Genomic DNA, 25905 nt, shown 5'->3' with positions numbered 1-25905 from the left:
TCGCATAATTGGCGATCGCTGGGTGGAGTAGAGAGTAAGGCAGTATGAGGAAGTATGAGGAAGTATGAGGAAGGCAGATCAATCGCCCCATAACAATCTAATTCATAATCTGGTAGCGGTATTTAGATAAGAATTTTTTGTTGCGTCGGCTTTGCCGACGCAACAAAAAATTCTTACCCCTTAGGACTATCCACAATCTGAGTAACGAGGAGAACTATCAAAGCGATGGTTCATTAAGCGGCTTAACTCGCTCAAAACTTCTGACTAAGCAGCAATTAAATCGCCGATCGAATTTAAAGCAAACTCTGTGAGTAGCGCGGAAGTGGCAGTGCAGAACAAATTCAGCCATTTGGCGGTTTCATAACTTGCGCAGCTCAGTATTAAAGTGAGCATATGAAATTCTAATTTTGTAATCCGTACTCGTAAACAGACACAAGTTAAGACAAACTAATTCAGGTGACGTCAGAAGGCAAGATAACACACATCAATGGCAATCTAGTTTAAGTTGCAGAACCTTAACCTGAGGAAGCTTTAGAACCAATCAGGATCATGACTTTTGCACAGCCAAGGTACATTCTAGAAGCTAAGTTTTTTTGAAGTTTCGTATTAGTTTCCAGTCATAGTTCTATGACACAAAGCTACAAAAAGCCTAGTTCCCTTGCACGGGAAATTTTATACATCGACTCCTTACACTAATTTATTCATCCTGTAATCTGCTGATTCTGTGCAGGAGATTCAGTAACTTTTCAGTTCTTCAGTTTTAATGACTTGCCGCTTGCTGCCATAGCTCGCGTCTGCGACAGGCACTACTTGAGCTAATCTAACTTTAAAATCTCATGATTCAACAATTACAGGTGGTTCAGCAATTGCAATCACAGCGGCGCAAACGAGGCGTTATCCTTAGCTCTAGAGGCTGGCAGCGGCTTCAGGCTGCTGAACAACGTCTGGCAGAGCAAAGCAATGCAGGCAAGCCCCACACGCTAGAGCAGTTGGGAGAACTAACTGACCTGAGTCCCAATACAATCACGAAGGTGCGGCGTAAGCGCCTTGCAGTCGATCGCCAGACGCTAGAGCTTTATTTTAATGCGCTTAACCTTAGCCTTAATCCGAATGATTACATCAGCCTTGATCCCGACACGATCGCCCAAAGTCTTCTCCGCAAGCCGCTGCAAGGACAGCTATCGCTAGACTCAAGCCTATATATCGATCGCCCTCCCGTTGAGCAATTAGTCTGTGAAGAAATCATGCAGCCCGGCGCTTTAATTCGAATTAGAGCGCCTCAACAGTTTGGCAAAACTTCGCTAATGACTCGAACCCTTGCCTGGGCACAAGACAAGCAGCTTTCTGGTACCGTCTTGAGCCTACATCTTGCTGATGCAGCCGTCTTGTCTAACCTCGATCGGTTTCTGCGCTGGTTCTGTGCAGTAATCACCCAAAGCCTTCAGCTTCCACATCAGGTTGATGATCATTGGGATACCATCTTCGGCAGCAGCTACAACTGCACGCGCTACTTTGAGAGCTGCTTACTCCCTGAGATGAATGCGCCGCTGGTGTTAGCCCTAGATGGAGTTGATATTCTATTTCACTATCCAGACATTGCTAGCGATTTCTTTGGAATGCTGCGCGCCTGGTATGAAAAAGCGCGTTATGGCAACAGCACCAGCAATGCTTGGCAGCAGTTGCGGCTAATGGTCGTTTACTCTACCGAAATTCATTCATTATCTGATCTCAATCAATCTCCTTTCAACGTAGGTTTGTCGGTTGAGTTATCGGCTTTTACCCGCGAGCAAGTGCTGGATTTAACACAGAGATATGGGCTAGAGCAGACCGAATGTGTCGAGCAGCTCATGGAGCTACTGGGAGGGAATCCTTACCTAACGCAGACAGCGCTCTATCACATGAGCACCCAGGAAATTTCTCTGGAGCAACTACAGCACCAAGGAATCGCATCAAACGGAATTTTTGGCGCTTATCTTCGGCAACAGTTTGCCCAACTCCAGCTTTACCCAGAGCTGCTGGCAGTGCTGAAGGTAATGACGCAGTCCTCGGAACCGATCGATCTTGATCCGTTGATTGCCTTCAGGTTACAGAGCATGGGGCTAATTCGAGTCTTTGATTTCCAGGGCACTATTAGCTGTACGCTCTATCGGCAGTATTTTGAGAGGGCGCTAAGAATGTCCGCCGTTGTTAACGCATGAAGCCTGAAACTGCATGAAGACTATGAAAGCGATCGCTTTCGCCTCTGATGCTAGTGAACAGGAGTAAGACAAGAAGCAGAATGATGACGAAGCGTTCAAAGCTACTAAAATTGCTGGAATTTTCATATGTGAAAATTCCAGCAATTTTAGTAAGCGAGTCTCTAGAGATGTTCCTGCAAGAATGTCAAAGAGCAGACGGCCTTGCTGTTTTTAGGCAAAATCTTCTTGCAAGGGGCGCGGAGTACCCCCCTGCAAAAAAAATCATCCCCAGATTCAGTACTGCCAAACAGACTATGTTCCTGACTTCTTGCGTCCTCTGCCGGACGTTGAAGTTGAGGTGGAAGGTTTTGCCGCACTGCGCCGCCGCCCTGTTGTTGGCTTCGTCTCAGCCTTGGGAGCCTCTTCCACGGGTGTCTCAACAACCTTGGCACCACGACGCTTACGCTGACCTGAGTCTGAATCTGCCGAAGAGTCTGCTGGAGCATCTGAACCCATCTCTGTCAGAGCAGCATTCTTGCGACGACGAGGAGTTTTGACGGCTGCATCCTTGCGCGCCTGAGCCGCTCTACCACGCCCCATAGAAACATAGCGCTTTAGGGTCGCGGGGCTGATCAAAATGTCTTTGTTCGCCAACAAACCCGCCACATCAATGTAGGTATAACCCTTAGACAACGCTTCTTTGATCTCCTCTTGAAGCTGGTCGATGGCATCTCGAAGAGACAAGTTTTCCTTGGGCTTTTCTGGCAGTTGACCCAATAGAGCGCCTGCTTGATCTACCGCCTGTTTTGAAACACTAATTGCTTTAGGTCGTCTGCCAGTTGCTACAGCCATGTTTATGTCACCAACGATATGTTCACATATCAATTCTACTCGCGAGTCCATAAAATGGATACAATTCAATCGCAATTTGAATCACGATCGCGCCTACCCGATATCTAAGCCTGTCCTTAAGCGATATCTAGCCAGACTGTGGCTCGGCAGAAGTTCAGTCCTAAGCTCGGTTTGATACCTATCTTGACCGATAGTCCTTGAGGGGTAAGGATTTTTTGTTGCGTGGGCTTTGCCCACGCAACAAAAAATCCTTACCTGAACACCCCTACCTCTTGACCTGTGTTGAGCGATCGCTTCCGCCAATCCCAGGGTTTTGTGAGGTCTGCTGCACGTTGGGCGGCTATTGAATGATTAAAGGTTTGGGCTTAGCCACTGGAGTCATCAAATGATCGCGAGGGGGTATTTGCCATTCAAAGATAGGGAAATCATGAGAAATGGGATCAATCACTCCTTCTAGTCCTGCTCTTTTATCTGGGTTGGTACACTGAATCCATTGAATTGACGCATAGAGCTGTTCCCAGCATCTAAATTCAACGGTTATCATCTCCGCTTCGGTAGAACTCCTTAAGTAAACGATCGCCCTTGCCGCTTTCATCTGCCCCTGCTCCCCTGCCAAATTCTGTAACTTGGATAAACACTAAACCTCTTGCAAATTGGATTGGACGGAAGCGTAGCCTCACCCAATTCAATCTAAAAATCCTAATCTGCAAAAGGTCTACTATAGACTAAGTAGGACTTACGCAAGCCCTCTAGCTGTAGTGCATTTTTGTTGTGTGTGGCGGGCGCAGCCCACCACACACAACAAAAATGCGTAAGTCCTAACTAAGTAAAGTCCCGGCATGATGCGAAGAGGCTATTCAGCAAAGAGACTCAGTCCATCGCAATTTAGGGTTTCGTAGCGCGCTCCGCGCGCCACGAAACCCTAAAAGCTAGATTTCAAAGGCGCGGAGCGCCTTTGAAATCCAGCTTTTAGGAAAATAGGAAGACTTTGCGATCTACTGAGACCGTACAGCAAAGAGACTATACAGCAGAGACAATATAGAGAGAGACCTACTATTATTCAGCCTACAATTATGAGCCTATTACTAGATGAAATACTTTCCAAAGAGATCGCTGAACGCATTAAGGGCAAGACAAAATCGCCTTTTGAAAACGCTTATCAAGCCGCAATTACCACCGAAGGCGTTGGCTATGTCCAGGGATTTCTGGTTAATGCTGGCAAACCCTCCAGTCCTTTAGAACATGCCTGGCTAGAAATGGGCGATCGCATCGTTGACCCCACGCTGCCCTATCTGGACGGCACGGCGGCAACTCTTCACTACTTTCCGGCTCAGCGGATCACGGTGAAACAGCTCAAAGCACGGGTTGAAGAAGCCCAGGAAGACTATCCTGAAGATGATCCGTTACCCATTTATGGAACAACGCCCTACGAATACTATGGTGATGTGATGCTGGGGGGCAAAGAATATGCAGAAGCGCATGAACAGGCTTCTAGGTTTTCTACTGCTTTAATCCATCAATATAGAGATTTTAACTAACGCGATGTGCGACTCTTTTTCTAAAGCTCTTGATCTAGGTGGGGCAGGCAAGATGCTTGCCCAGATTCGGACGGGCAAGATACCCATCTTGCAAGACTTTCACACTGAGTTGCATATCGCGTTAACTAGAAATATTTTATAGCTGTCACCAGTTTGCTTAGGACATTGATGTCCCCGTCCTAACCGCCTTGGCGGTTGCTGCAACCAGAGAGATTTTAATTAGAATGACTTCCCCTCCAATTCAGTGGTATCCCGGTCACATTGCCAAAGCGGAGCGATCGCTTGTCGAGCAGCTTAAGAAAGTTGATGTGGTTTTGGAAGTGCGCGATGCCCGAATTCCGCTGTCTTCGCGTCATCCCCAGGTGGCAACCTGGATTGGCAATAAAGAGCATGTGCTGGTGCTGAACCGAGTGGACATGATTCCGTTGCAAATCCAGCAAGCTTGGACAGAGTGGTTTCGATCGCAGGGAGTGCAGCCCTATTTCACCAACGCCAATCAGGGACAGGGCATCTCTGTGCTATTGCAGGCAACCAAGGATACGGGCGATCGCATGAATCGCAGAAGGCGCGAACGAGACATGCTGCCTCGCCCCGTGCGAGCGGTGGTGATTGGCTTCCCCAATGTGGGCAAATCCGCATTGATTAATCGGTTGCTCAAGCGCAAGGTGGTGAACAGCGCCCGTCGTCCCGGCATTACCCGGCAGCTGCGCTGGGTAAGAATCTCGGATCAGCTTGAGCTGCTGGATGCGCCGGGTGTATTGCCATCCCGAATGGAGGATCAGGAGGCGGCTTTGCAACTCGCCATTTGTGATGATATTGGCGAAGCGGCTTATGACAATCAGCGAGTGGCGGCGGCTTTCATCGATCGCCTCAAGCTGCTGCAAGCCCAAGCTCCAGAGGTGGCGTTTGAAGCGCCTTTGCGATCGCGCTACGGTCTTGATCCAGCAACCATTACTGGAGAAAGCTTTCTGGAAACTTTAGCAGAACAGCGCTATCAAGGAAACAAAGAGCGAACATCAGTCCAGATCCTCAATGATTTTCGCAAGGGACTTTTGGGGGCGATCGCGCTAGATCTACCGCCAGGGTAGATCTACTCCTGGCTAGATCTACTCCCAAATATCTACGCCTGACTAGATTTATGCTTGAATAAAGTACCCTACTGGGTACCCCCGCTTATCAACCTCGTTCACACATCAATCTTCGTTCGCCCATGAACGTTTACGATTAAGGAGTATTTTCATGCAGGCTTTCACTCTCGTCAAAAATCCTGTTTTTCAGTTGGGTTCTCAGGGCAATCTGGCTAGGGAACTTCAGTAGTTGCTGAACTTGATTCTACGCAAAGCTCGCAACCGACGGCAACTTTGGCGCAGCCACAAAAAAGTAGTCATTAATTTTCAAGTTCGCTCATCTACCTATCAGTTGTTAGCTGACGGTATCGTCGGGCATCTCACTTGGTCTGCTCTGTGTGATCGGGTTTTTCTTGTAGCGCAAGATATAAGCTATTGCCCGATCGCCATCCAGGCGCGTAGCACTTCGGCAACCGTCCAGGCTTGAGCAATGCAGCCACGGGGGGTAAACGGCGGATCGCCATCAAAAATTTCGCTGAGGCTGCCGATGCCGTGATTGCAAAGGTGATCTGCCATAGGCTCCAAAAACTGTCGTGCCTGAGCAGCGTCCTGGTAAACGCGGAAGTGGGCGATCGCATAAGATCCCAGCAGCCAGCCCCAAACCGTGCCCTGATGATAGGCTCCATCTCGCTGCCGCTGACCGCCGCCATAGTGCCCCTGATACTGCGGATGGTCGGGAGCCAAAGAGCGCAGACCGTAGGAAGTGAGGAGCGATCGCCCACAGACTTCCACTACGCCTTTTTGCTGAGCAGGGGTCAGGGGACTTTCGGGTAAAGACACGGCAAAAATTTGGTTTGGTCGCAGTGCCGCATCATCTCCTGTAGGGCTGTCCAGCACGTCGTAACAGTAGCCCAAATCGTCATTCCAGAAGCGCACGAAGCGAGCCAAAGTGCGATCGCCGATTGCGTCATATTCCTGGTAAGGCTTGCCCAACTGCCGCGCAAATTTTGCCATCGTTCGTAAGGCGTTATACCAGAGCGCATTCACCTCGATCGGCTTGCCCGTGCGCGGAGTCACAACCCAGTCGCCTACCTTGGCATCCATCCAGGTCAACTGGATACCTGCCTCACCTGCATAAAGCAGCCCATCTACGGGATCAAGGTGAATATTAAACCGAGTGCCGCGACAGTGCCAGTGAATAATTTCGGCAAGGACGGGGTACAGCTCTATCAGCAAATCATCATCTTGAGTCGCTTGATAATACTGCCGGGTTGCCTCGAAATACCAGAGTGTGGCATCCACCGTGTTATATTCTGGCACTTCTGCCGCATCAGGAAAGCGATTGGGCAGCATACCGTGATCAACGTATTGGGCAAAGGTGCGGAGAATCAGTCTTGCCACCTCCGATCGCCCCGTAGCCAGCGTCAGACCGGGCAGGCTGATCATGGTGTCTCGACCCCAATCGCTAAACCAGGGATAGCCTGCAATGATGGTTTTGCCGTTGAGCAGGGCGGCTTCCGGCTTAGCAACTTCTGGCTTAACAACTTCTGAGCCAGCAACTTCTGAGCCAGCAACTTCTGGCTCAGCAACGGGTACCGTCCGGTTGACGATGAACTGATCGGCAGCCAGCACCAATTGGTTCATCCAGGCGGGAATGTCTCGAATTGCCATCGGACGCTCGGTACGCCAGAGATTGAGCAATCGCTGTTCGTGGGTTTGGCGAAGTTTTAGGGCGATCGCTCCTTGCAAGTCGGGTGCTGCCTCCGTACTGGCAACCAGTGTCACCGTCTCACCCGGATACAGCGTCAGGTGAAAGGTTGCCGCATGCAGGTGGTCTTCTCGATCGTTTAAGCCCCGATATCGCTCCATTGCCAGGTCAAAGCCGTAGTACCAGTTGTGCAGCGTAATGACTTCGGCGCGATCGCTCAGCAAATACAGCGGCGCGGCTCCGGGAAAAGCCGTGACACAAACTCCTCGCTCTAGGCGATCGACTGCCATTTGCCAGCCCAGGCTGCGCACGTTGCCATGATGATCGCGGTAGTTGACGAACGCTTTGACTAGCAGCGCCACAGGCTGACTGGCACGTTGCAGCCTGTACTGAACGTAGGTTGTATTGGCTCCCTGCTGCATCCAGACTCGCTTTTCTAGAAGCCCATCGCCACAGGCAAATCGCCAGGTGGGTACTGTGCCCTTTAGGCTGAAATGCTCGATGTAGCGGTAGCCCTGAGGCTCGACGCTGCCATCTATCCAGCGATCGGTGTTCAAAGGATAGACCTGACTACCAGAATGCAAAACCTCCTCTAGCTTGGTGAGCATGAGCGATCGCCCTAGAGGCGGGTTCAAAGCCGCAATCAGCAAGCCGTGATAGCGCCGAGTTAGGTTTCCGGCAACCGTTCCAGAGGCATAGCCGCCAATGCCGTTAGTGACGAGCCATTCTCGCGCCGCCGCCGTCTGGAGATTGCCACAAATTTCGCGTCCAAATGCCAGGGTCATACCGCAGTGGGGGAGTGAGAGGGTGAGAGGGTGAAGAATGCTTGCTCAAAGCTCAGATTCACCCTTCCAAAGTATCGACTGTGAACCGTATGCTAATCATGAGACTATGATTAAGAATCCTGATATAACGTTTATCTAAGATGACGTTTAAAGTATGGCGGCTCAGCGTCTATCTGATGCATGGCTAGGGTCTGATGCATGGCTAGGGCTGATGGTGGGCAGCTCTCGGCTGCATTGGGTCTGGTTCGACGGGACTCGGCTGAAAAGCGCCTGGGATATGCCGCATCTAGACGGAGAGGCGATCGCTGCTCTAATTCACCATCAGCTCGATTTCAAAACGCTCGCTTTGCTGCCAGAAGCCTTACCACCAGAAGCCAACCTGCCGCCCCCCCACTTGCCACTATGGTTTGCCTCAGTGGTGCCGTCCCAAACCGAGCTTTGGCATACCTACCCCAATGCTCACAGGATTGAGCTGGGGCACATTCCGATCGCCGGACTTTACCCCACTTTAGGAGTCGATCGCGCTCTAGCTCTATGGGGCGCTACGCAGACTTTGGGTGCGCCGATGCTGGTGATTGATGCCGGGACAGCGCTGACCTTAACAGGGGCAGATGGCGCGGCGCGGCTAGTGGGTGGCGCCATCTTGCCGGGGCTTCAGCTTCAGATGCGATCGCTGCACGAACATACCGTTTTGCCGTCATTGCAAACGCAAGATCTGATTACCCTGCCGTCGCGTTGGGCAGTGGGCACTTCTGAAGCGATTCAAAGCGGCATTTTGTATACGCTGCTGGCAGGACTGCAAGACTTTATTGCCGACTGGCTCCGGCAGTTTCCAGGAAGCACGATCGCCATTACGGGCGGCGATCGGCTGCTGCTGTTCAACTTGCTGCAACAGCGTTTTCCTCACCTGGTGGCTGAGGTCAAACTTGAGGCTAATTTAATCTTTTGGGGCATTCAGGCCGTCAGAAAGCCCTACTAATAAGGGCGCAACATCCGCTCTCTAGGAGGGTTTTGCAGCCTGGGAAAGAGTGTAAGAATTAGAGGAGAACCGTTATGTAGCGCCACTTTGCTGAATTCAATCGATCGCCCCTTTTCTTCCGTTGAAGTCAAGCCCTCTTCTTCACTAGGGCATAAAACCAGCCTGTGGCTACCCGATCGCGTTCTCTTCACCCCTGCCGCGCTCGAAGAACCTTGGGGGCAAAAAATTCTGTCTCGCGTCCAGTCTTTAAACCTGCCCGTAGAAGAACTGCCACGCAATCGACTCACCGGACTGCGGGGAGAAACCGAGCGAGAAACCTATGGAATCGCCAAACGGACTCTAGCGATCGTCACCGCCCCGCCCAGCAGCTTCAAACTCAGCCCGATTCCTCCCTCTGCGGATTGGCAGTTTCACTTGGCTGAAGGATGCCCTGCCCACTGCCAATATTGCTACCTTGCGGGCAGTCTTCAAGGCCCCCCCGTGATTCGGGCGTTTGCCAACTTGCCCGAAATTTTGCAGAATTTGGCGGCTTACGAGGCTCCTAGCCCCACCAGCTTTGAGGTGAGCTGCTACACCGATCCGCTGGGCATTGAGCATTTGACGGGCAGTTTGGCAGAGTGCATTCGCTACTTTGGCACCCGCGAACAGGGGCGTTTGCGCTGGGTTTCTAAATTTGACGACGTAGAGGATCTGCTAGATTTGCCCCACAGCAATCACACGCGCTGTCGCATGAGCGTCAACGCTGCTCCGATTAGCGATCGCCTAGAGGGCGGCACGGCTGCGGTTGCAGATCGGCTTCAGGCATTGCGCAGGCTGGCGCTTCCCCGTGAGCAGGGCGGCGGCGGCTATCCGGTGGGTTTGGTGATTGCGCCAATTATGCCGATCGAGGATTGGCAAATGCATTACGGCTCTCTGTTCAGCCAGATCCGCGAGGCGATCGATTTTGAGTGCGATCTGACGTTTGAGCTGATTTCCCATCGCTTTACGCCCGGATCGAAGAACGTGCTGCAAGCCTGGTATCCCAACAGCAAGCTAGACATGGATGAGTCGAATCGCATCATTAAGCGCAATAAGTTTGGGGGCATGAAGTATGTTTATGATGGCGATACGATGAAGACGCTGCGGAAATTTTTTGAGCAGCAGATTCAAACGCACTTTCCCCAGGCTAAAGTTTTGTACTGGACTTAAGTTTTGTATTGGACTCAGTAACCATGCGAAAACTCTACTTTTTAGTTCCGGGTACAGGCGATCGATTTGCCTGTGGTGGGCTGTGGGCAGAGCTAAAGGTGCTGGCGCTGGCTCAGCAGATTTGCACCGCCGAGGTGGTAACCTATCGTCAGCGCGAAAAAGACACGCTGTTTCTGGATGACGTGCTGCAAGATGATTCATTGCGATCTCATTTGCAGGACGCTATTTTTGTCATGAGCTGGGGATTTGATATTCCGAAGTTAGCCGCTAGACTGCGATCGCAAAATCTTATCTATCACGCCCATAGCGCAGGTTATGGCTTTACTCTGCCTGCTCAAGTTCCTATCATGACCGTCAGCCGTAATACGCTGGGTTACTGGGGACAGAAAGCGCCGCACTCGCCGATTTACTATCTGCCAAACCAGATTTCTGATGAGTTTAGTAACCTCAACGGCGATCGCGATATTGATGTGTTGCTGCAAGCCCGCAAGTCGTCCGAATACCTATTACAAGAGCTAGTTCCGGCTTTGCGATCGCGCTGTCGGGTAGAAGTGGTACAGTCCTACGTTGAGGATTTGCCGGGGCTATTTAATCGCGCCAAGGTTTACCTTTACGATTCGGCAGAATATTGGGCGCAGCAGGGAGTCAGCGAAGGGTTTGGGCTTCAGCCGATGGAGGCGATCGCCTGTGGCTGTCAGGTGTTTTCCAGCGTCAACGGCGGACTGTCGGACTATCTTGATCCAGGTTTCAACGCCCAAAAGATTGCCTGTTACTCCAAAGAATATGATATTCAGCGCATTCTCAAGGCGTTAGAGAAACCGTCTCATGTGCCGCCAGAGAGTTTCTTTGAGGAATATCGGGGGGAGGCGATCGTGGAGAAACTAGGGGCGATTCTGAAGGACATGAATGACTTCTTTGATCACAAACAAAACCATCCCTCCAATATTGCGCCTTTAACCTCGGCTAGATTACTCCAGCTCAACACCCAAAGAATTCTGGGTAAGCTCAAGAAGAAACTAATGGGATAAGTATTATGAGTATCAAATACTATGTCCTAAGCATTAGACAGGATGTTCTGAGTCTCAAGTCTGATACTTTCTGTGTCAGGGCGAATTGCTGCTGCTGAATTGAGGTACGGAAGCCCCCCAAATCCCCCAATTCTGGGGGACTTCCGAACCCTTCAAAGTCCCCCAGATTTGGGGGATTTAGGGGGCTAGCAAACTGTCAACTGCGACAGATCCATCTTTCAATCTCCACGGGTAGATTCCCCGCCGCTTGCGGCGTAAGTCATTAGCAAGAAAAGTTGGCTGTTCATACTCCGTCCGCTTGCGGCGGAGTTCTTGATTTCTCAACTTCTCTCATCCCCAAAGCCCGATCGTTTCCCATTAAAGCCTGATACTCGGAGCATCAAGCGCGATCGCCCCTCAACTCAATTAGTATGAGAATTTCGATCGCTCTTTGCGTGCAAAGGCAGGGCTAGAGAAAAAAGTGCAAAAGGCAAAACAAGAGAGCAAAAGGCTACAGAGTCCTGGAGAGGACGCAGACAACTCGAAAACCGATATTGATGAGCCGGACATCGGGGTTGAAGTAGTTTCGATATGCAGAACGACAATCCCTCGGATTGTTGAACCAAGAGCCGCCGCGTATCAGTCGAAATTGATTGTTCTTTTCACTCAGCCACGCTTTACCATCAGTCGGTGCCCCTTGATAATTTTCATGCCAGTGATCGGCACACCATTCCCAAACATTGCCATGCATATCGTACAGCCCAAAAGCATTGGCGACTTTGAAGCTACCTACTGAAGTGGTTGCTTCACGGAAGACTCCTTTTGTTCCCTGACTATAATTACCCGCATCAGTTTTGCCCTGCGATTTCCAATCTCTACCGCGATAGTTTGCTAGATCTGTGGTAACCGTTTCGCCAAAATGAAATGGTGTTTTTGTTTCCGCGCGACAGGCATATTCCCACTCTGCTTCCGATGGCAAACGATATTGTCGTCCTGTTTTTTTGGAAAGGCGATCGCAAAACTCCACGGCGTCATCCCAGGAAATATTTTCTACAGGTCGATCGCTTCCTTTGAAGGTAGATGGATCAGGTTTGAGGTCAAGCTTGACTTTAGGCAAACCAGCAAACGCTTTCCACTGAGCTTGTGTCACCTGAAATTTACCCATCAAAAACGACTGAATGGCAACTGAGTGCTGTGGTCTCTCACGCCCAAGCCTTTCCAGCTCTGTTTCAGGCGATCCCATCTGGAATGTTCCATTAGGAATCATCATCATATCTAGCACTACTCCGCTACCCAAATCTTCCTTGAAAACCTGAGCTTGCTTTTGCTCTGGCTTATTTTGTTGCCCTATGGCATCCACCGTAACCATCGCAAACTCAAAAGGCTCTAATTTTAGATTCGTAGAAGCTGAAGAAGTAGAAGGCAATGGCTTCGCCGTTTGAGACTCTAAAGTAGGGCGAAATAATGCCTGACCTAGAAAGGCTGTTCCCAACCCTGCTCCGCTAAAGCTAGCAATTTGAAGCAATCGCCGTCTGCTTAAAGGTAAGCTCAGTCTTAGCGTAGAGACACGCGGCACAGAGAAAAGCCTTGAGATTAGAAGAAAGAATCGACCAGACGAAACCGATCGCGCACCCCCAAATGGTCGAGTCGGCGGAGTCGGCGGCGCTGGGTTGTGTCTGAGGCGATCGATTCTCCGAATGCCATCCAGCGCATCTTGATCGGCTGGAGAAACCATCAGCACTCGAATCCAAAAACCCTCAGCCAGCTCAAAATCTCCAGTCCCTTCAGCCCGAAAAGCATCCAGCTTCAAAGTTTCGGCATCTCGCAACGTGGCAAAGCGGGGCAGCAAAATTAGATGATACTTGCTGGCAGGTTCCACCACTGCATAGGGAACTTGCACAGGTTTGTCGAAATGCTGATTGATCTGGGGGAGGCGATCGCGCAACCGCTGATAAAGCCGCTCCACCGTGGCGCAGTTGCCCTCCCCCTGAATCCGCAGCGCCTCCAGCAACGTGTGGGTAAACGCCCCCTGCTGAAGCTGATCAATTTCATAGGACACCTGACGCGGACTGCATGAAAACAGCGTAATCACGCCCTGCTGAATTTCTGTGCCAAGGACTTCTGTGCCAATACCCAAGCCATCCCGTCTGCCCTCGCTACGGCAAGCATCTAGCAACATCACCACATTGTCAGCACCACAGCGCCGCAGACGTTCCGTAATGTAATACAGCGAAAGGGCAGAACGTTGAATATCCTGCAAATAAGCATCGATCGGCATCAAATAATCTCGCCCTTCATCGCGCACCCCATGCCCCGCAAAAAAGAACCAGAGATTATCCCCAGCTTTCAAAAAAGGCTGCTCAAACCGGACGTGCAAAAATCGGCTCAAGGTCGTGTAGGTGGGCGTAGAGTCAATATCCTCACCGTAGTCTTGAGCAATGGGAGGCGAATCATCCGAAAAATGATAAACCTGCTCAAACTGAACTTCGTTACGGAAATAATCCCGCATTGCTTCCGCATCGCGCTGGGCATAGCTCAGCCGTTGCAGATTGCGATAGCCGTTAATGCCGATCGTGATTGCCCAATTTTTACCCACCCGTCTTTACCCATCCGTCGGTGAAACGCGCTTAAACTTCAATTTAATGGCGCCCTTCTGTCCTGTCTTGGCGCTATTTCCCACAATACTAATCTGTCCTTCTCCATTCACCTCGATCGATAGCTCCACTTCATCCAGCACCATGCCCGGAGGATTCGCCAGACTCGCCTGAGCTGGATTAGCCTGATCCAGCTCAACCTGATCCGGATCAACCTGACTCTGATTAAACAGCTCCGTCACCACTTGCAGCAAACCCTTCATCTGCCGCTTCAAGACTTCCTTGGGCACCGCAACGGGCTTTCTCACCAGAGTCGTGACACGCTCCTTAACCCGTTGCCCAAAGCCCCCGCCCGTGTCCTCGCTGCCCCGTCCACCCCGCTGAACTTCCGTGGTTTCAGTCGTTTCTGTAACCTCCACTTCCGTCACAATCCAAACCGTAGATTCATCCACCATCACTCTGCCTCACGACCCTGGGAATCTCTTCTATTTTCTCTGAGAACAAGACTTTCGATTGGTAATTGGTAGGGATCTTTGGTAACTTAGCTTTCACCCGCTCTCTGATGTTTGTTCCCCGCGCCTCCCTTCTCCATGTACCTGAAAACCCTCCACCTCAGACACTTTCGCAACTACCGCGAGCAGCAGGTGGAGTTTGCTGCCCCTAAAACCATTTTGGTGGGGGAAAATGCTCAGGGAAAGTCGAATTTGCTAGAGGCAGTCGAGCTATTGGCAACCCTGCGATCGCATCGAGCCTTACGCGATCGGGAGCTAGTTCTGGACAGCACTCAAGCCGGACAAATTATGGCGGTGCTAGAGCGCGATTCTGGAACGATCGATCTGGCGATTACCCTACGCAGCAACAGTCGGCGCACGGTCAGCCTGAACGGGGAGGCGCTAAAACGGCAGCTCGATTTTCTGGGCATCATGAATGCCGTGCAGTTCTCCAGCCTGGATCTCGACCTGGTGCGGGGCAGCCCCAGCGAACGGCGCAACTGGCTGGATACTTTGCTCACTCAGCTAGAGCCTGTTTATGCCTATATTTTGCAGCAGTACAACATGGTCTTGCGGCAGCGAAACGCCTTGCTGAAGCAGCAGCGATCGCCGCGCGGAGCAGAAGCCAATCCCCCGGATTCGACTCAGCTTGCTCTCTGGGATGCGCAGCTGGCGGCGATCGGCTGTCGAGTCATTCGGCGACGAGCCAGAATTTTGGAGCGGCTGGCTCCCCTAGCGCAGCATTGGCATCAGGCAATTAGCGGCAGCAGAGAGCATCTAGAAGTTCGATATGTGCCCAACGTGCAGCTTGAGCAAGATGACCCAGTGCTATTGCAGCAGGCGTTTTTGGATAAATTGCAGATACGGGCGATCGCTGAGCAGCAGCAGGGCACAACGCTGGTCGGGCCCCATCGAGACGAGGTGGAGTTTACGATTAACAAGACCCCAGCGCGGCAGTATGGCTCTCAAGGACAGCAGCGAACGCTGGTGCTGGCGCTAAAGCTGGCTGAACTAAAATTGATTGAGGCGATTGTGGGAGAGCCGCCGCTGCTGCTGCTAGATGACGTGTTGGCAGAACTAGATTTAAATCGTCAAAACAAGCTGCTGGAAACGATTCAAGATCGGTTTCAAACGTTAATCACCACAACACATCTCGGCTCTTTCGATGCCCAGTGGCTCAAGTCCTCGCAAATTCTCACAGTTCAGTCGGGGCAGATCTTAGCCTGACGTAAGTACCTCCTGTCCTGGACTGCTTGCAGGTCAGAGTTCTTAGCTTCAGCACCGCCTTAGCTCGACTTTATCCGTTCTGAATTAGAACCATTTTTGACGGAGCCTGAATTGTAGGCAGACTCTCAATGTCTTTAAGTGTCAGGCATTTAACCGATATGGAAACCGCCAAGGCGGTTAGGGCGGGGACATCCGTAGTGCTTCATGCCCCGGATGACCTCTCATACCACTTTAAATTATCTGCCCTGTTTGGGTCTTAAATTGGTATCAGATCTGGAGGTCTATGCTTCAGAGGATTAATCTTAGATTCAGCAAAGTTCAGATTTGGATTGACGGGATTAGGGTAATCTCCGTAGTATTATGAATACTAGAGTTAATAAATGTAAACAATTAGGCATCAATCTTTATTTTTCTCGCAATTTTTGTTTTTCTATATTGCTAAGCCTCCCTTAATGTTTCTAATGTCGCAAGCTTCTCTAAGAAAAAATTTTGGATTCTGTGCTGCTTTTTGGCTGATATTGATGACCTGGGCGATCGCCCCTGCCTACGCGTACGACAACCCCGATCTGTTGCCGCAAACCCGCACTAACATTATCGACCTAGCAGATTCTTTATCCTCCTTGCAACAAGAAAAGCTAGACGCTGACTTAGACGAGTTTGAGGCAGAGACAGGCTGGAAGCTTAGGGTTTTGACGCAATTCGATCGCACTCCCGGTCGAGCCGTTAAAGATTTCTGGGGATTGGATGATCGGAGTGTGCTGCTGGTTGCAGACCCTAGGGGCGGTAATTTGCTCAGCTTCAGCGTTGGCGACGCCCTCTATGAGCTGCTGCCCCGCACCTTCTGGATTGAGCTACAAACTCGATACGGCAACCAGTTTTACGTCCGTGACAATGGCGAAGATGCCTCAATTATTGACACGCTTGGTTCGCTGAAAACCTGCCTACGTCGGGGCGGCTGCCTCGTTGTGCCAGGTCTACCTAGAGAGCAGTGGATTTTAACCTTGATCACTTCGGCGATCGGCGGCTTGGTGTTTGGGTTTGCAGCTCAGCCACGGGACGGCAAAGGCTTTTCGTGGCAGTGGGCGCTGATTTTTTCGCCGCTGTGGGGCATCCTGTTCATTGCTTTTGGCGTAGGACCTGTGGTTACTCGCACTTCGGACTGGTTGCCTCTGGCACGCAACTTTGCAGGCTTTGCGCTAGGGGCGATCGTTGCTTACCTATCGCCTATGCTGAGTTCTAAGCCAACCTCTGAAACTTAGGAATTCTAAATCTCAGGCGTTTTAAAATTTAGCCACCCTGAAACCAGCAATTCTTCTTTTGCCCCAAAGCCCGAAAAAGCCCGCCGCAGGCGGGCTTTTTCGGGCTTTGGGGGGAGTTCGCACTCTGCGGGCGCGAACTCCCCGATATAAAGATTCCGATACAAAAATAATGAGAACTACTGCCCTGAAACTAGATATTACTATCCGATGCTCTAGGAAAGCTATGATGTCCAGTAGCATTCAAGTACTTGGGGTATTCAGTTGGGGTGGTCATGGAGTGGCATGTAACAGACGCTCAGAGTTTGAGGATTATTGACAGCGAAATTGGCGACCACACCTTCTCACCCTCTGAATATGAGATTGTGCGTCGCGCTGTTTACGCAACGGCTGACTTTGAGTACAAATCCCTGATTTGTTTTTCAGACCAGGCTCTACAAGCAGGGGCAGCGGCATTAGCCGCTCGCAGCACGATCGTAGTCGATGTGCCGATGGTTCAGGTAGGCATTGCGCCGACGATTCAAAGCACGTTTGCTAACCCAGTCTATTGCAGCATGGAGGCGCTGACCCGCCCCCAGCGAGACAAAACCCGTGTAGCTTGGGGCATGGAGACGTTAGCTCGGCGCTATCCTGAGGGCATTTTTGTGGTCGGTCAGGCTCAGACAGCGCTGATAGCTCTAGTAGAGCTGATTGAAGCTGATGAAATTAAACCTGCTCTGGTGATTGGTACCCCTGCTGGCTTTGTAGGGGTCGATGTGGCGGTAGAGCGACTTAAAGACTCTCAAATTCCTCATATTCGGATTGAGGGACGCAAGGGCAGTGCCGTTGTAGCGGCGGCGATCGTCAATGGTTTAGCGGATCTGGCGTGGCAAGCCTATGGTCAAGAGGCAAGCGGTTTATAAGTCTTGTCGAAGCGACGAGCGCTTGACTAAACGCCCAACCTCAGCGTCCAACTCATTAACCGTCCTGTATCGGACGGCACGCGATCGCTCACCTGAAGCTGCCACTTACCCTTTGCAGACTGGTAAAGCAGCTTTCTAAGCAATGGCGTTGTCTCCAGAGAATAGGTTTTTGTGAGACTACCTACCCTTCCTAAACTGCGATTTTGCAGCAAGACCGTCTCGCCATTGGGCGCAGTTAGATAAATATGCAGATCGCTAGCAAAACTGTGTTCCAAACTCAGGCTAACCTCAATCTCTAGTACCGAGTCTGGCGCTGAGCGATCGCCTTCCACTGGAATAGTGCTAACCGCGCCCTGAGCCTGAGTTGCCTGAGCCTGAGTTGCCTGAGCCTGAGCGACCTGTGCATCTGGAATCTCGATCGGCTGTGAGTTCTGTAGCTCAATCCACTGAGCAACGAGCGATCGTCTCACCTGTTTCTGAGCCATCTGTAACGCACTGAGGGCATCCCACTCTCCACATTTGGACGAGCTAGACTGAGTGCCCAAAGCGGGAGCAGCAGCAGTTTCTTGCAAAATTTGCTTGACCTCCTCTGCCGTTAAATCGGGATTGACCGACAGCATGAGGGCGGCAACTTCGGCAACGATCGGCTTGATATCGGTAGCTATAGCCATTACGTCCGGATGAACCGCAAAGCCGTTAAGCCAACTTGCCTCAGATAGGGTGTCCTTGGCTGGAGTGCCAGTAGAGAAGACAATCACGCATCCTTTGCCTTGTCTCCCTTGGGTGGCAGCCCTGGCGATCGCTATCCGCTGACGCAAAGACAGCGGAAAGTAGTCTGCTGCCCTCCAATCGCAAGAGATGATATCTGCTCCCTGCTGTGCTGCCCACTCAAACATTTCTTCAACCGACTGATCGTCCAAAAATCCATCCATTTCGATCGGCATCAGCGCACACTTGGGCGCGATTTCTAGACGACTTTTTTTAGTGACAACTTTTTTCTTAGCAGCTGGCGTAAGCAATCGAGACAAATGCGGCAGAGACTGACGCAGCCGGAAAGGTGCAACAATCTTGCCACCGCCCAATTCAGCAGGATTACTGAACTCAGCAGGGCTAAGGGCGGTTGCCTCATCCATAATCGCGATCACAGTTGAGCGATCGCCCTGCGTGATCTGCCAGACTGCCTCTAGATCAATCGGCAAATTTTCTCTAGCGGATCGCTCGTCCAAATGACCGGAGCGCTGAAACGATCGCATGGCGGTCACAATATTCGGCTCAGCCAACCAAACTGCCAAACCTAATTCTGGATCTTGCAGGAGCCGTTCAGTCAGCTTCAGAGGATTTGCCTGAGCCTGGGGCATTACCTGAAATACAAAGCCTTTAACCACGCCTGGGACAAGCTTAAGCACCTGTAGCCCCATAGCGGCAGCAATCTTGCCCATGCGATCGGCGCTAACCTCTTCTGCAAACTGAAGAGTAATCTGATCGGTCAAGTAGAGCAGCGCATCTGAGCTTTTCTCCATTTGGTAAACATGGCTAGCAAAAGCGATCGCCGAATTCGATCGGGCAATCTGCATGGCGACTTCCAGGTGAGAGGCTTCCACCTGAAGTTCTGCCAACTGGACAAAAGGCATGAGCTTGAGGGATTTCACCGCGATCGAGTGTGTCGCCAGCTCTTGAGCCAGACAAGAGAGCAGCCCAACCGCAAAATTAGAAAGCTGAATTGTGAAGCGATCGCCTATTTTTTGCAGCGCTAAAGCTTCTCCGCCTCGCCAAAGTATTCGACCTTCTGGTGTTTTGCCCAGCGTTTTACCTTCTGTCATTCGATTCTGCACGTCCTGCACACTTTGCGCCTTATTTTCGCCTTATTGATTGAGCAGCTCCAGACTCTTTGAAACACGATCTTTCACAAAGATTTCACTTTAATCAAGAGTGCAATGGTAATATACCCCAAGGTTAGAATTGTTTGTTACACAACGTTTCAGAAGTCTTTCATGCTATTGTTCGGCATTAAACGTTCTTTGTCTTTTGTGGGCTTGTTGTCACTTTCAGCAGCCGCAACCCTGATTATGCTTCGCCCAGCGGCGGTTCAAGCACAAACTCCTCCTCCTCCTTCGGAACCAGCGCCCGACAACGCTGATTTGCGCCCTCTGTCTCAAGACGGCACTGTTCTTAGCGTTCAAGGTGGGCAACGCCTGATGCAGGAAGCGGGTACAGCAGCTTCAGCTCAAAACTATGATCTGGCAGTGCAGAAGCTCCAAGATGCTCGTCAGGTCTTTAACCAGCTCTCTAACTTCTATCAAGATCTGGGGGCTAGCTTCGCGGGTATCGATCTTCGGATTGCTGATGCTCAGCGTCAGCAGGCCATTGCCACAGCTCAGCTCCGGGACGAGGCAACCTATCAACTGGCACTGGTTCATAGGGCACAAAATAAGCCTGAACTATCGGTGCCGCTACTGATTCAAATTGTTCGGAGCCAAAATCCAACCCGCGATCTCGGCAAAAAAGCTTATCAGCAACTGTACGAACTGGGATTTGTAGATGCGCCCTACCCCAGAGATCAGGATGCTCCAGCGCCACGTTAGGCGATCGCCTGAACGCTTAACCCAATAACGGTCAACCGTTGAAACTGCTAAATTAGAGCTACGATCTGGCGCAACAGCAAATTTGAGGAGAACAGATGGTTAGCTCAGAGCAAGTCGAGACAATGATCAGGGAAGGGCTACCCGATGCTCAGGTTCAAGTTCAGGATCTGACGGGAACCATGGATCACTATAAGGTTGTGGTGGTTTCTTCTCAATTTGAGGGCAAGCGCTTGGTACAGCGGCATCAATTGGTTTATGGTGCCCTGCATCAGGCGCTTTCTTCAGATGCGATTCATGCGCTAACCATGGAGACCTATACTCCAAAAGACTGGGCAGAACTAGGTCAGGCTTAGCTAGAATCAGCGAAATCAATCTGAAATCTAAAGCCTAGAATTAAGGTAAAACTAGACAGCTATTGTGGTGACTCCTATGACTCCAGAAGTGCAGCAACGCATCGATGATTTGGTTCAGAAGAATAAAATCATGGTTTTTATGAAGGGCAACAAGCTAATGCCCCAGTGCGGTTTCTCCAACAACGTAGTACAGATTCTCAACGTGTTGGGCGTACCCTATGAAACGGCTGACGTGCTTGCAGATGCTGAAATTCGTCAAGGCATTAAGGAGTATTCCAACTGGCCGACGATTCCTCAAGTCTATGTCAACGGCGAGTTTTTGGGTGGGTCAGATATTCTGATTGAGCTTTATCAAAAAGGTGAGCTTCAGGAACTGGTTGAGGTCGCTCTTGCTTCATAGAACTATCTTCATAGAGCTATCTTCATAGAGCTATGGAGTTTCTCTATCTGCAAACCCCAACTTGAGCCTAAAAGTTTTACGCCTTAAAAAATTTCCCTCCATAGCAAGATCTTCTAATGCATGGAGGGAAATTTTTATTGGTGAAGCGTAAACTTTGCGAAGCGTAAACCTGCGGAAGCGTTAGCGGTAGTCAGGTTCGGGCTGAGGTAGAGGTACCTCAAAATTTGACTGATCGTAGAGGAAGCGGGTAACTTCTTCTTCTAGCCTATGGATCAAGTAAGGCTCGATCGCATTAGAATGCCGGAGTGCAGACATATAGCCATCAATGTAGTGCCGGAGTTCATCAAAACGATACCCGCGACTCCATTGCTCCACTAGAGCGTCCGTTACCCTTTGGTAATAACGGATAGTTTGGGCATCTTGCAACATAGATGATTTCCTAAGAATTCGCCTTTGAAGTTGCTACAGCATCCTGAACCAAAGATTGGGCAGTCAGTCACTATAGCTTGTCCTTCAATTATAACTTCAAATTATTAGGGGGTTTACTCATCCTTAAGGAGTCTCTTAATGTACGTTATCTTTTGGGCGTAATTCTGGATGCATTTCTGGGCATTTGTAGCGCGATCGTCCAATTTTGGTGTTGACGCAACAAGTGGGGTTCAAGTAACAGGAGTTACAAAAGCCTGACAAATGCTCTGTTAGGGTGTTGATATCAAAAACTGAACGCGAAGCCGTGATCTCTGTCTGCATCCAAATTGTTGAGGGTAATCCCCATTTGCGATCGCTGCTAGGTTGGCACCTACAGCAGGTTGGTCATTGGGTTCATCAGTCGGTCGATCTTCTGCAAGCGCGTGAGATTTTTCTGGCTCGGCAGCCCAGCCTAGTGATTTTAGACTCTGAGCTGCCGGAAGGCAACGGACTAGAGTTCTGCTACTGGCTGCAACAGCAGCGTCAGGTGATGATTTTGATGCTGTCGTCACGCAGCACTGAGTCGGACATTGTAGCCGGGTTGCGGGCGGGTGCGGATGATTATTTGACAAAGCCTTTTGGGATGCAGGAATTTCTGGCGAGGGTAGAAGCCCTAGCAAGACGCAATCGATCGATCGTCGCTCCAGCCTCGCTAGATTATGGTGACCTCAAGATTGACTTAGTTCAGCGCCGGGTGCGTCTGAAGGAAACCTACATTGACCTGACTCCGCAAGAATTTAGCTTGCTCTATGTGCTAGCCCAGTCGGGAGGTGTTCCTCTTAACCGCACGGAGCTTTTGCGTCGGGCTTGGCCCGATGCGATCGACAATCACCGCACGGTAGATACCCACGTTCTTTCGCTCCGAAAAAAAATTGAGGTCGATCCGCGTCAGCCCAGCCTGATTCAGACCGTACGCAATGTGGGCTATCGCTTCAATATTGAGGTCGTGAATGTGAAGCCATCTGCCACCGATTATGCTAACCAAAAGCTCAATATCAGGAAGCCGCTTCGCCCTTTCTCTCAGGTGGCAGAGAGTTAGCGATAGTTTTTCAAATGTGTTGTTGATTTTTTGAAAGGGGCGCGGAGCGCCCCTTTCAAAAAATCAACAACATGTCTAGAACATCACCAAAGTTAGCCATACCCAGTAGGTCGCAAATTAGGGTTTTGTGGCGCGCGAAGCGCGCCACAAAACCCCAGAAGCTGGATTTCAAAGGCGCTCTGCGCCTTTGAAATCCAGCTTCTGGGGAAAATAGGAAGACTTGCGATCTACTGATACCGCAAGTTATTTTGGGTTGCTGGATCGAAGACAACTAGATGATCAAGGTTTAAATAAAGCGGTAAACGATCGCCCACCTTTAGCCGCATCTCTGGTGCAACTTGAACGTTGACTTGAATAGCTTGGGATTCTGGCATAGCCAGACGAGTACGAACTAAGGTTTCTCGCCCCAGAGGCTCTATGACCGTAATTTCTGCGAGAAGAGACCAAGGGCGATCGCCAGCAATTTCGATATGCTCCGGACGAATCCCTAAATTCAAGCGCTGACCTGAAGTGAGGTGCGATCGCAGCCATTCAGGACAAGGAATCATAGATTCTGCCTGTTCTAGAAGATGACCCGTCAGACAAAAAGATAACCCGTTATAGGTAACTGGCAAAATATTCATGGGCGGATTTCCCAAAAATGTTGCCACCATTTGATTTGTCGGTTGGGCATACATAGTTTGCGGATCGGCAATCTGCTGAATTCTGCCCTGATTTAGCACCACGATGCGATCGGCAAGGGTCATTGCCTCAACCTGATCGTGGGTGACGTAAAGCGTGGTGATGCCAAACTGCTGATGAAGCTGCTTCAGCTCAGCGCGGGTGTCATCTCGCAGTTGGGCATCCAGGTTGGACAGAGGTTCATCCAGCAGAAAAACTTGGGGCTGTCGGGCGATCGCTCGTCCTAGCGCTACTCGCTGCTGTTGTCCGCCAGACAGCTGGCGAGGCTTGCGATCGAGCAGATGGGCAATGTTGAGAGATTGGGCAACCGTTTCTACGCGCGTCTGAATGACCTTGGGTTCAGCCTGACGCATCCTCAAGCCAAATGCCAAATTTTCGGCAACCGTCATGTGCGGATAGAGCGCATAGTTTTGGAAAACCATCGCCACGTCTCGCTGACGAGCTGGAACTTGGTTCACTCGACGATCGCCAATGTACAAATTCCCAGAAGTGGCGCTGTCTAGTCCAGCGATCGTCCTCAGGATAGTGGATTTGCCGCAGCCCGACGGCCCCACCAATACCCAAAACTCTCCGTCAGGTACTTCAAAGGTGATATGGGCGATCGCCGTTGTGGTGCCAAACCGCCGGGAAATATCTTCCAGATAGACTCTTGCCACGGCTGCTGTCTTAATTCATTAGTATCATCTTAAAGGCTGCTCTTGGAGACGAGCTAATATCAGGCTACTTTCTGTCAAGCTACATCTTTGCCAGTGATGCAACCTTGGAGAGTTTCCCTTTCTCCAACCCCTCCAGATCGCTGAGGTGCAGCCATCCCTCTTTGACTAATCCAGCAAAGACAAAGAGCAGACCCGAATATTCGTAGTCGTACTTTCCCTCTACTTCATGTCTTCTGGCACTCAAGAAGTCGTGTAGTCGCCAGAGATCGCCCAATTCCACTAGCGAACTTGCTTCTGCTCGAACTTGCTGAATCAAAGCCTCAATCTCTCGCATATAGGCTTGATCAAAGGCAGTCTTGGCTATATTTTTTTCTACTTCAGTCCACTCAGCTTCACTCACTTGCATGACTCAATCTAAGACTTGTATTAGTAATGAATTGGGTTAATATTATTGCGTTTTCTGAGGGGGCGATCGCCCTAGATTAAAAGAGCGCTCGCCCCGGTCGTGATTCGATTGCCCTAGGCTGCTTATAACAAACCTAGCCCTGGCGAACTCAGCTTTAGCGAACCAGATTCAAAAGCTCTTTAGGGGAAGCCAACAGGTCAATAGCGACGAAAAAGATTTTGCCTTCGGGGTTGATCAAAAACCGCCAAGCCATATTCATACCCACGGCTGCGCCAAACCAGGGGGTCTGAACCTTACCCGTGACCTTGACCTGCGTGTAGCCATCGTCGGCAGGTTCAGCCACACCGCGCTCAGGAATCAAGTTGAGATTCTGGCACTCTTCCCGGAAGAATCGCATGATTGCCTCTTTGCCGATGATCGGTCTTTTGAAGGGAGGCTGTAAAGCACCGTCTTCAACAAAAAGTTTAATCAACTCATCAAAGTCATTGGCATTCAGGTTGTTCATGTAGCTCAGCACCGTTGGGTTGTCGATGCCCTCAATGGTGACTTGAGTACGCTGAGACATCTCTTTGGGCACGACCACAGGTTCAGCGATTGTGGTGTAGCCGCCTAACTTAGCAGTATCAAACCCCATGTCCACCACAGAGTTCCGCAACACGGTAATTTGCTGACCTTGATCGAGTGTTTTAAGAGTTTCCAATACGGCGTTGGCGTTGGCTGAAAGCTTGTAGCCTGTGGGAATAGGCGCAACGATGCCTTGCTCCATCCATTCTCCTAGCTGATTCCAGAAACCTAGCTTGATGTTGGGCGACCAGGTAGCATAGGTGCGGCAAATGGGCGTATCTGCATGATTTGCTAGATCGCACATTACCTGAGTTTGCTCTTCGAAAGACATTTTCTTGACTTGATTCAGCGTTTCTTCAGCAAACTGCATATTGGCTGCGCCCGGAGCGGCAACCGTGATGGTTTTGCCCATTTCCAAGAAAGCGAACCATGTCCATGCCAGCTGATCTTCAGCACTGAGCTGATTGAAACGCGCAGTTAAAGCCGGAACAGCATCAGCAGACAGGGTGCTGGGGAAAATACCGCGTGCGGAATCGATCGTGATTGCCATATAAAAAGTTACCTCACTAAGTTTATAACTAGCTCAAGGCGAAGCAAGATAATCTGGGGATACAAAACTGCCCCGGTCACTAAATTATCACGAAGTGTTGCAAAGATTAGAAAATATTTATGTTCGTCTCAGAAACAGAGTTCTCTCGGCAGATGCTAAGCCTAAAGAATCTACCTCACGCTGAGAAAGATTAAACCTGAAATGCCTATTAGCTGGTCGTCTCAGCCCTCTCAAAATAATTTTCACTAAAGTTTCATTACCTAATCCCTCTCTTAAGAAACACTTTTAGAGGTGAGGGTCGAGGGACTGCGTCAAGAGAGACTAGACTGTTTTCTTGAGAGCTAGTTACAGAACAGATATTTTTTGAGAGCTGCACGAAGGGCAGCTCTCAAAAAATATCTGTTCTGTTTAGAATTTTAAGCGGTACAACCACTG

The 25905-nt window shown here is 50.4% G+C and carries 23 protein-coding genes; 13 read left to right on the top strand and 10 right to left on the bottom strand.

Translation table 11 applies throughout. The features are described from left to right. Window positions 1–836 precede the first annotated feature (836 nt). Window positions 837–2198, top strand: a complete 1362-nt coding sequence (locus tag AC5JMP_RS00790) for an AAA-like domain-containing protein (RefSeq protein ID WP_495849506.1) — start codon at window positions 837–839, stop codon at window positions 2196–2198. A gap of 291 nt (window positions 2199–2489) precedes the next feature. Here AC5JMP_RS00790 and AC5JMP_RS00785 read toward each other — a convergent pair whose 3' ends face one another. Together AC5JMP_RS00785 and AC5JMP_RS00780 are read right to left on the bottom strand one after the other, a co-directional pair. Further along, window positions 2490–3029 carry a hypothetical protein gene (locus tag AC5JMP_RS00785; protein ID WP_495849505.1) on the bottom strand — a complete coding sequence of 180 codons (540 nt, stop codon included), beginning with the start codon at window positions 3027–3029 and terminating at the stop codon, window positions 2490–2492. Window positions 3030–3369: 340 nt separating this feature from the next. Further along, complete coding sequence (locus AC5JMP_RS00780; protein WP_495849504.1) at window positions 3370–3624, bottom strand: hypothetical protein; 255 nt, start codon at window positions 3622–3624, stop codon at window positions 3370–3372. A 478-nt stretch (window positions 3625–4102) separates the two neighbouring features. Between AC5JMP_RS00780 and AC5JMP_RS00775 the strand changes: the two genes are divergently transcribed. Together AC5JMP_RS00775 and ylqF are read left to right on the top strand one after the other, a co-directional pair. Beyond that, window positions 4103–4567, top strand: coding sequence for a hypothetical protein (locus tag AC5JMP_RS00775; protein ID WP_495849503.1), 465 nt, complete (start codon window positions 4103–4105; stop codon window positions 4565–4567). A gap of 224 nt (window positions 4568–4791) precedes the next feature. Beyond that, window positions 4792–5655, top strand: a complete 864-nt coding sequence (ylqF, locus tag AC5JMP_RS00770; protein ID WP_495849502.1) for a ribosome biogenesis GTPase YlqF — start codon at window positions 4792–4794, stop codon at window positions 5653–5655. 411 nt (window positions 5656–6066) lie between these two features. On the opposite strand, the gene AC5JMP_RS00765 is transcribed toward ylqF, so the two are convergent. Further along, window positions 6067–8127 (bottom strand): amylo-alpha-1,6-glucosidase, encoded by a 2061-nt coding sequence (locus AC5JMP_RS00765; RefSeq protein WP_495849501.1) that lies wholly within the window; start codon window positions 8125–8127, stop codon window positions 6067–6069. A gap of 154 nt (window positions 8128–8281) precedes the next feature. On the opposite strand from AC5JMP_RS00765, the gene AC5JMP_RS00760 reads away from it, so the two are divergent. The 3 genes from AC5JMP_RS00760 (at window position 8282) to AC5JMP_RS00750 (ending at window position 11322) form a co-directional block, all read left to right on the top strand. Further along, window positions 8282–9106: a pantothenate kinase gene (locus AC5JMP_RS00760; RefSeq protein ID WP_495849500.1), complete on the top strand. Its 825-nt coding sequence runs from the start codon at window positions 8282–8284 to the stop codon at window positions 9104–9106. A gap of 162 nt (window positions 9107–9268) precedes the next feature. After that, a complete protein-coding gene (locus tag AC5JMP_RS00755) occupies window positions 9269–10294 on the top strand; it encodes a spore photoproduct lyase family protein (protein WP_495849529.1) in 1026 nt (341 codons plus the stop codon). Window positions 10295–10317: 23 nt separating this feature from the next. After that, window positions 10318–11322 (top strand): glycosyltransferase, encoded by a 1005-nt coding sequence (locus AC5JMP_RS00750; RefSeq protein ID WP_495849499.1) that lies wholly within the window; start codon window positions 10318–10320, stop codon window positions 11320–11322. A 490-nt stretch (window positions 11323–11812) separates the two neighbouring features. On the opposite strand, the gene AC5JMP_RS00745 is transcribed toward AC5JMP_RS00750, so the two are convergent. Beyond that, window positions 11813–13897 carry an SUMF1/EgtB/PvdO family nonheme iron enzyme gene (locus tag AC5JMP_RS00745; protein WP_495849498.1) on the bottom strand — a complete coding sequence of 695 codons (2085 nt, stop codon included), beginning with the start codon at window positions 13895–13897 and terminating at the stop codon, window positions 11813–11815. A gap of 6 nt (window positions 13898–13903) precedes the next feature. After that, complete coding sequence (locus AC5JMP_RS00740) at window positions 13904–14350, bottom strand: Pepco domain-containing protein (protein ID WP_495849497.1); 447 nt, start codon at window positions 14348–14350, stop codon at window positions 13904–13906. Window positions 14351–14485: 135 nt separating this feature from the next. Here AC5JMP_RS00740 and recF point away from each other — a divergent pair, with 135 nt between their 5' ends. The 3 genes from recF (at window position 14486) to AC5JMP_RS00725 (ending at window position 17771) form a co-directional block, all read left to right on the top strand. Further along, window positions 14486–15613, top strand: coding sequence for a DNA replication/repair protein RecF (gene recF, locus AC5JMP_RS00735; RefSeq protein WP_495849496.1), 1128 nt, complete (start codon window positions 14486–14488; stop codon window positions 15611–15613). Window positions 15614–16074: 461 nt separating this feature from the next. Beyond that, window positions 16075–16872, top strand: a complete 798-nt coding sequence (locus AC5JMP_RS00730) for a TPM domain-containing protein (protein ID WP_495849495.1) — start codon at window positions 16075–16077, stop codon at window positions 16870–16872. 272 nt (window positions 16873–17144) lie between these two features. Next, window positions 17145–17771: a precorrin-8X methylmutase gene (locus AC5JMP_RS00725; RefSeq protein ID WP_495849494.1), complete on the top strand. Its 627-nt coding sequence runs from the start codon at window positions 17145–17147 to the stop codon at window positions 17769–17771. A gap of 26 nt (window positions 17772–17797) precedes the next feature. Here AC5JMP_RS00725 and AC5JMP_RS00720 read toward each other — a convergent pair whose 3' ends face one another. Next, window positions 17798–19591, bottom strand: a complete 1794-nt coding sequence (locus tag AC5JMP_RS00720) for a proprotein convertase P-domain-containing protein (protein WP_495849493.1) — start codon at window positions 19589–19591, stop codon at window positions 17798–17800. Window positions 19592–19762: 171 nt separating this feature from the next. Here AC5JMP_RS00720 and AC5JMP_RS00715 point away from each other — a divergent pair, with 171 nt between their 5' ends. The 3 genes from AC5JMP_RS00715 to grxD all read left to right on the top strand — a co-directional run bounded on the left by AC5JMP_RS00715 (window position 19763) and on the right by grxD (window position 21106). Then, entirely contained in the window at window positions 19763–20353 is a 591-nt protein-coding gene (locus AC5JMP_RS00715; protein ID WP_495849492.1) for a hypothetical protein, read from the top strand. Between the two features lie 95 nt (window positions 20354–20448). Further along, a complete protein-coding gene (locus AC5JMP_RS00710) occupies window positions 20449–20706 on the top strand; it encodes a BolA family protein (protein WP_495849491.1) in 258 nt (85 codons plus the stop codon). A 76-nt stretch (window positions 20707–20782) separates the two neighbouring features. Further along, window positions 20783–21106, top strand: coding sequence for a Grx4 family monothiol glutaredoxin (grxD, locus tag AC5JMP_RS00705; RefSeq protein ID WP_495849528.1), 324 nt, complete (start codon window positions 20783–20785; stop codon window positions 21104–21106). 180 nt (window positions 21107–21286) lie between these two features. On the opposite strand, the gene AC5JMP_RS00700 is transcribed toward grxD, so the two are convergent. After that, window positions 21287–21535 (bottom strand): DUF6761 family protein, encoded by a 249-nt coding sequence (locus tag AC5JMP_RS00700; protein ID WP_495849490.1) that lies wholly within the window; start codon window positions 21533–21535, stop codon window positions 21287–21289. 304 nt (window positions 21536–21839) lie between these two features. Between AC5JMP_RS00700 and AC5JMP_RS00695 the strand changes: the two genes are divergently transcribed. Further along, window positions 21840–22613, top strand: a complete 774-nt coding sequence (locus AC5JMP_RS00695) for a response regulator transcription factor (protein WP_495849527.1) — start codon at window positions 21840–21842, stop codon at window positions 22611–22613. 227 nt (window positions 22614–22840) lie between these two features. Here the strand turns inward: AC5JMP_RS00695 and AC5JMP_RS00690 are convergent, their stop codons facing one another. From AC5JMP_RS00690 to AC5JMP_RS00680, 3 genes are all read right to left on the bottom strand, one after another. Next, a complete protein-coding gene (locus tag AC5JMP_RS00690; RefSeq protein WP_495849489.1) occupies window positions 22841–23950 on the bottom strand; it encodes an ABC transporter ATP-binding protein in 1110 nt (369 codons plus the stop codon). 79 nt (window positions 23951–24029) lie between these two features. After that, complete coding sequence (gene frp, locus AC5JMP_RS00685) at window positions 24030–24356, bottom strand: fluorescence recovery protein (protein WP_495849488.1); 327 nt, start codon at window positions 24354–24356, stop codon at window positions 24030–24032. Between the two features lie 154 nt (window positions 24357–24510). Beyond that, a complete protein-coding gene (locus AC5JMP_RS00680) occupies window positions 24511–25470 on the bottom strand; it encodes an orange carotenoid-binding protein (protein ID WP_495849487.1) in 960 nt (319 codons plus the stop codon). Window positions 25471–25905: the final 435 nt, after the last annotated feature.

The organism is Drouetiella sp. (assembly GCF_059504425.1).
This window is presented reverse-complemented; position numbering and strand designations above follow the sequence as displayed.

Excerpts from the sequence above, each read along its gene's own strand:
- AC5JMP_RS00715 (WP_495849492.1), top strand. The coding sequence starts at position 19,763 with ATGCTATTGTTCGGCATTAAACGTTCTTTGTCTTTTGTGGGCTTGTTG.
- AC5JMP_RS00700 (WP_495849490.1), bottom strand. The coding sequence starts at position 21,535 with ATGTTGCAAGATGCCCAAACTATCCGTTATTACCAAAGGGTAACGGAC.
- AC5JMP_RS00740 (WP_495849497.1), bottom strand. The coding sequence starts at position 14,350 with ATGGTGGATGAATCTACGGTTTGGATTGTGACGGAAGTGGAGGTTACA.
- AC5JMP_RS00765 (WP_495849501.1), bottom strand. The coding sequence starts at position 8,127 with ATGACCCTGGCATTTGGACGCGAAATTTGTGGCAATCTCCAGACGGCG.
- ylqF (WP_495849502.1), top strand. The coding sequence starts at position 4,792 with ATGACTTCCCCTCCAATTCAGTGGTATCCCGGTCACATTGCCAAAGCG.
- AC5JMP_RS00780 (WP_495849504.1), bottom strand. The coding sequence starts at position 3,624 with ATGAAAGCGGCAAGGGCGATCGTTTACTTAAGGAGTTCTACCGAAGCG.
- AC5JMP_RS00720 (WP_495849493.1), bottom strand. The coding sequence starts at position 19,591 with ATGACAGAAGGTAAAACGCTGGGCAAAACACCAGAAGGTCGAATACTT.
- AC5JMP_RS00760 (WP_495849500.1), top strand. The coding sequence starts at position 8,282 with ATGGCGGCTCAGCGTCTATCTGATGCATGGCTAGGGTCTGATGCATGG.
- grxD (WP_495849528.1), top strand. The coding sequence starts at position 20,783 with ATGACTCCAGAAGTGCAGCAACGCATCGATGATTTGGTTCAGAAGAAT.
- AC5JMP_RS00775 (WP_495849503.1), top strand. The coding sequence starts at position 4,103 with ATGAGCCTATTACTAGATGAAATACTTTCCAAAGAGATCGCTGAACGC.
- AC5JMP_RS00725 (WP_495849494.1), top strand. The coding sequence starts at position 17,145 with ATGGAGTGGCATGTAACAGACGCTCAGAGTTTGAGGATTATTGACAGC.
- AC5JMP_RS00680 (WP_495849487.1), bottom strand. The coding sequence starts at position 25,470 with ATGGCAATCACGATCGATTCCGCACGCGGTATTTTCCCCAGCACCCTG.
- AC5JMP_RS00730 (WP_495849495.1), top strand. The coding sequence starts at position 16,075 with ATGTCGCAAGCTTCTCTAAGAAAAAATTTTGGATTCTGTGCTGCTTTT.
- AC5JMP_RS00710 (WP_495849491.1), top strand. The coding sequence starts at position 20,449 with ATGGTTAGCTCAGAGCAAGTCGAGACAATGATCAGGGAAGGGCTACCC.
- AC5JMP_RS00790 (WP_495849506.1), top strand. The coding sequence starts at position 837 with ATGATTCAACAATTACAGGTGGTTCAGCAATTGCAATCACAGCGGCGC.
- frp (WP_495849488.1), bottom strand. The coding sequence starts at position 24,356 with ATGCAAGTGAGTGAAGCTGAGTGGACTGAAGTAGAAAAAAATATAGCC.
- recF (WP_495849496.1), top strand. The coding sequence starts at position 14,486 with ATGTACCTGAAAACCCTCCACCTCAGACACTTTCGCAACTACCGCGAG.
- AC5JMP_RS00750 (WP_495849499.1), top strand. The coding sequence starts at position 10,318 with ATGCGAAAACTCTACTTTTTAGTTCCGGGTACAGGCGATCGATTTGCC.
- AC5JMP_RS00785 (WP_495849505.1), bottom strand. The coding sequence starts at position 3,029 with ATGGCTGTAGCAACTGGCAGACGACCTAAAGCAATTAGTGTTTCAAAA.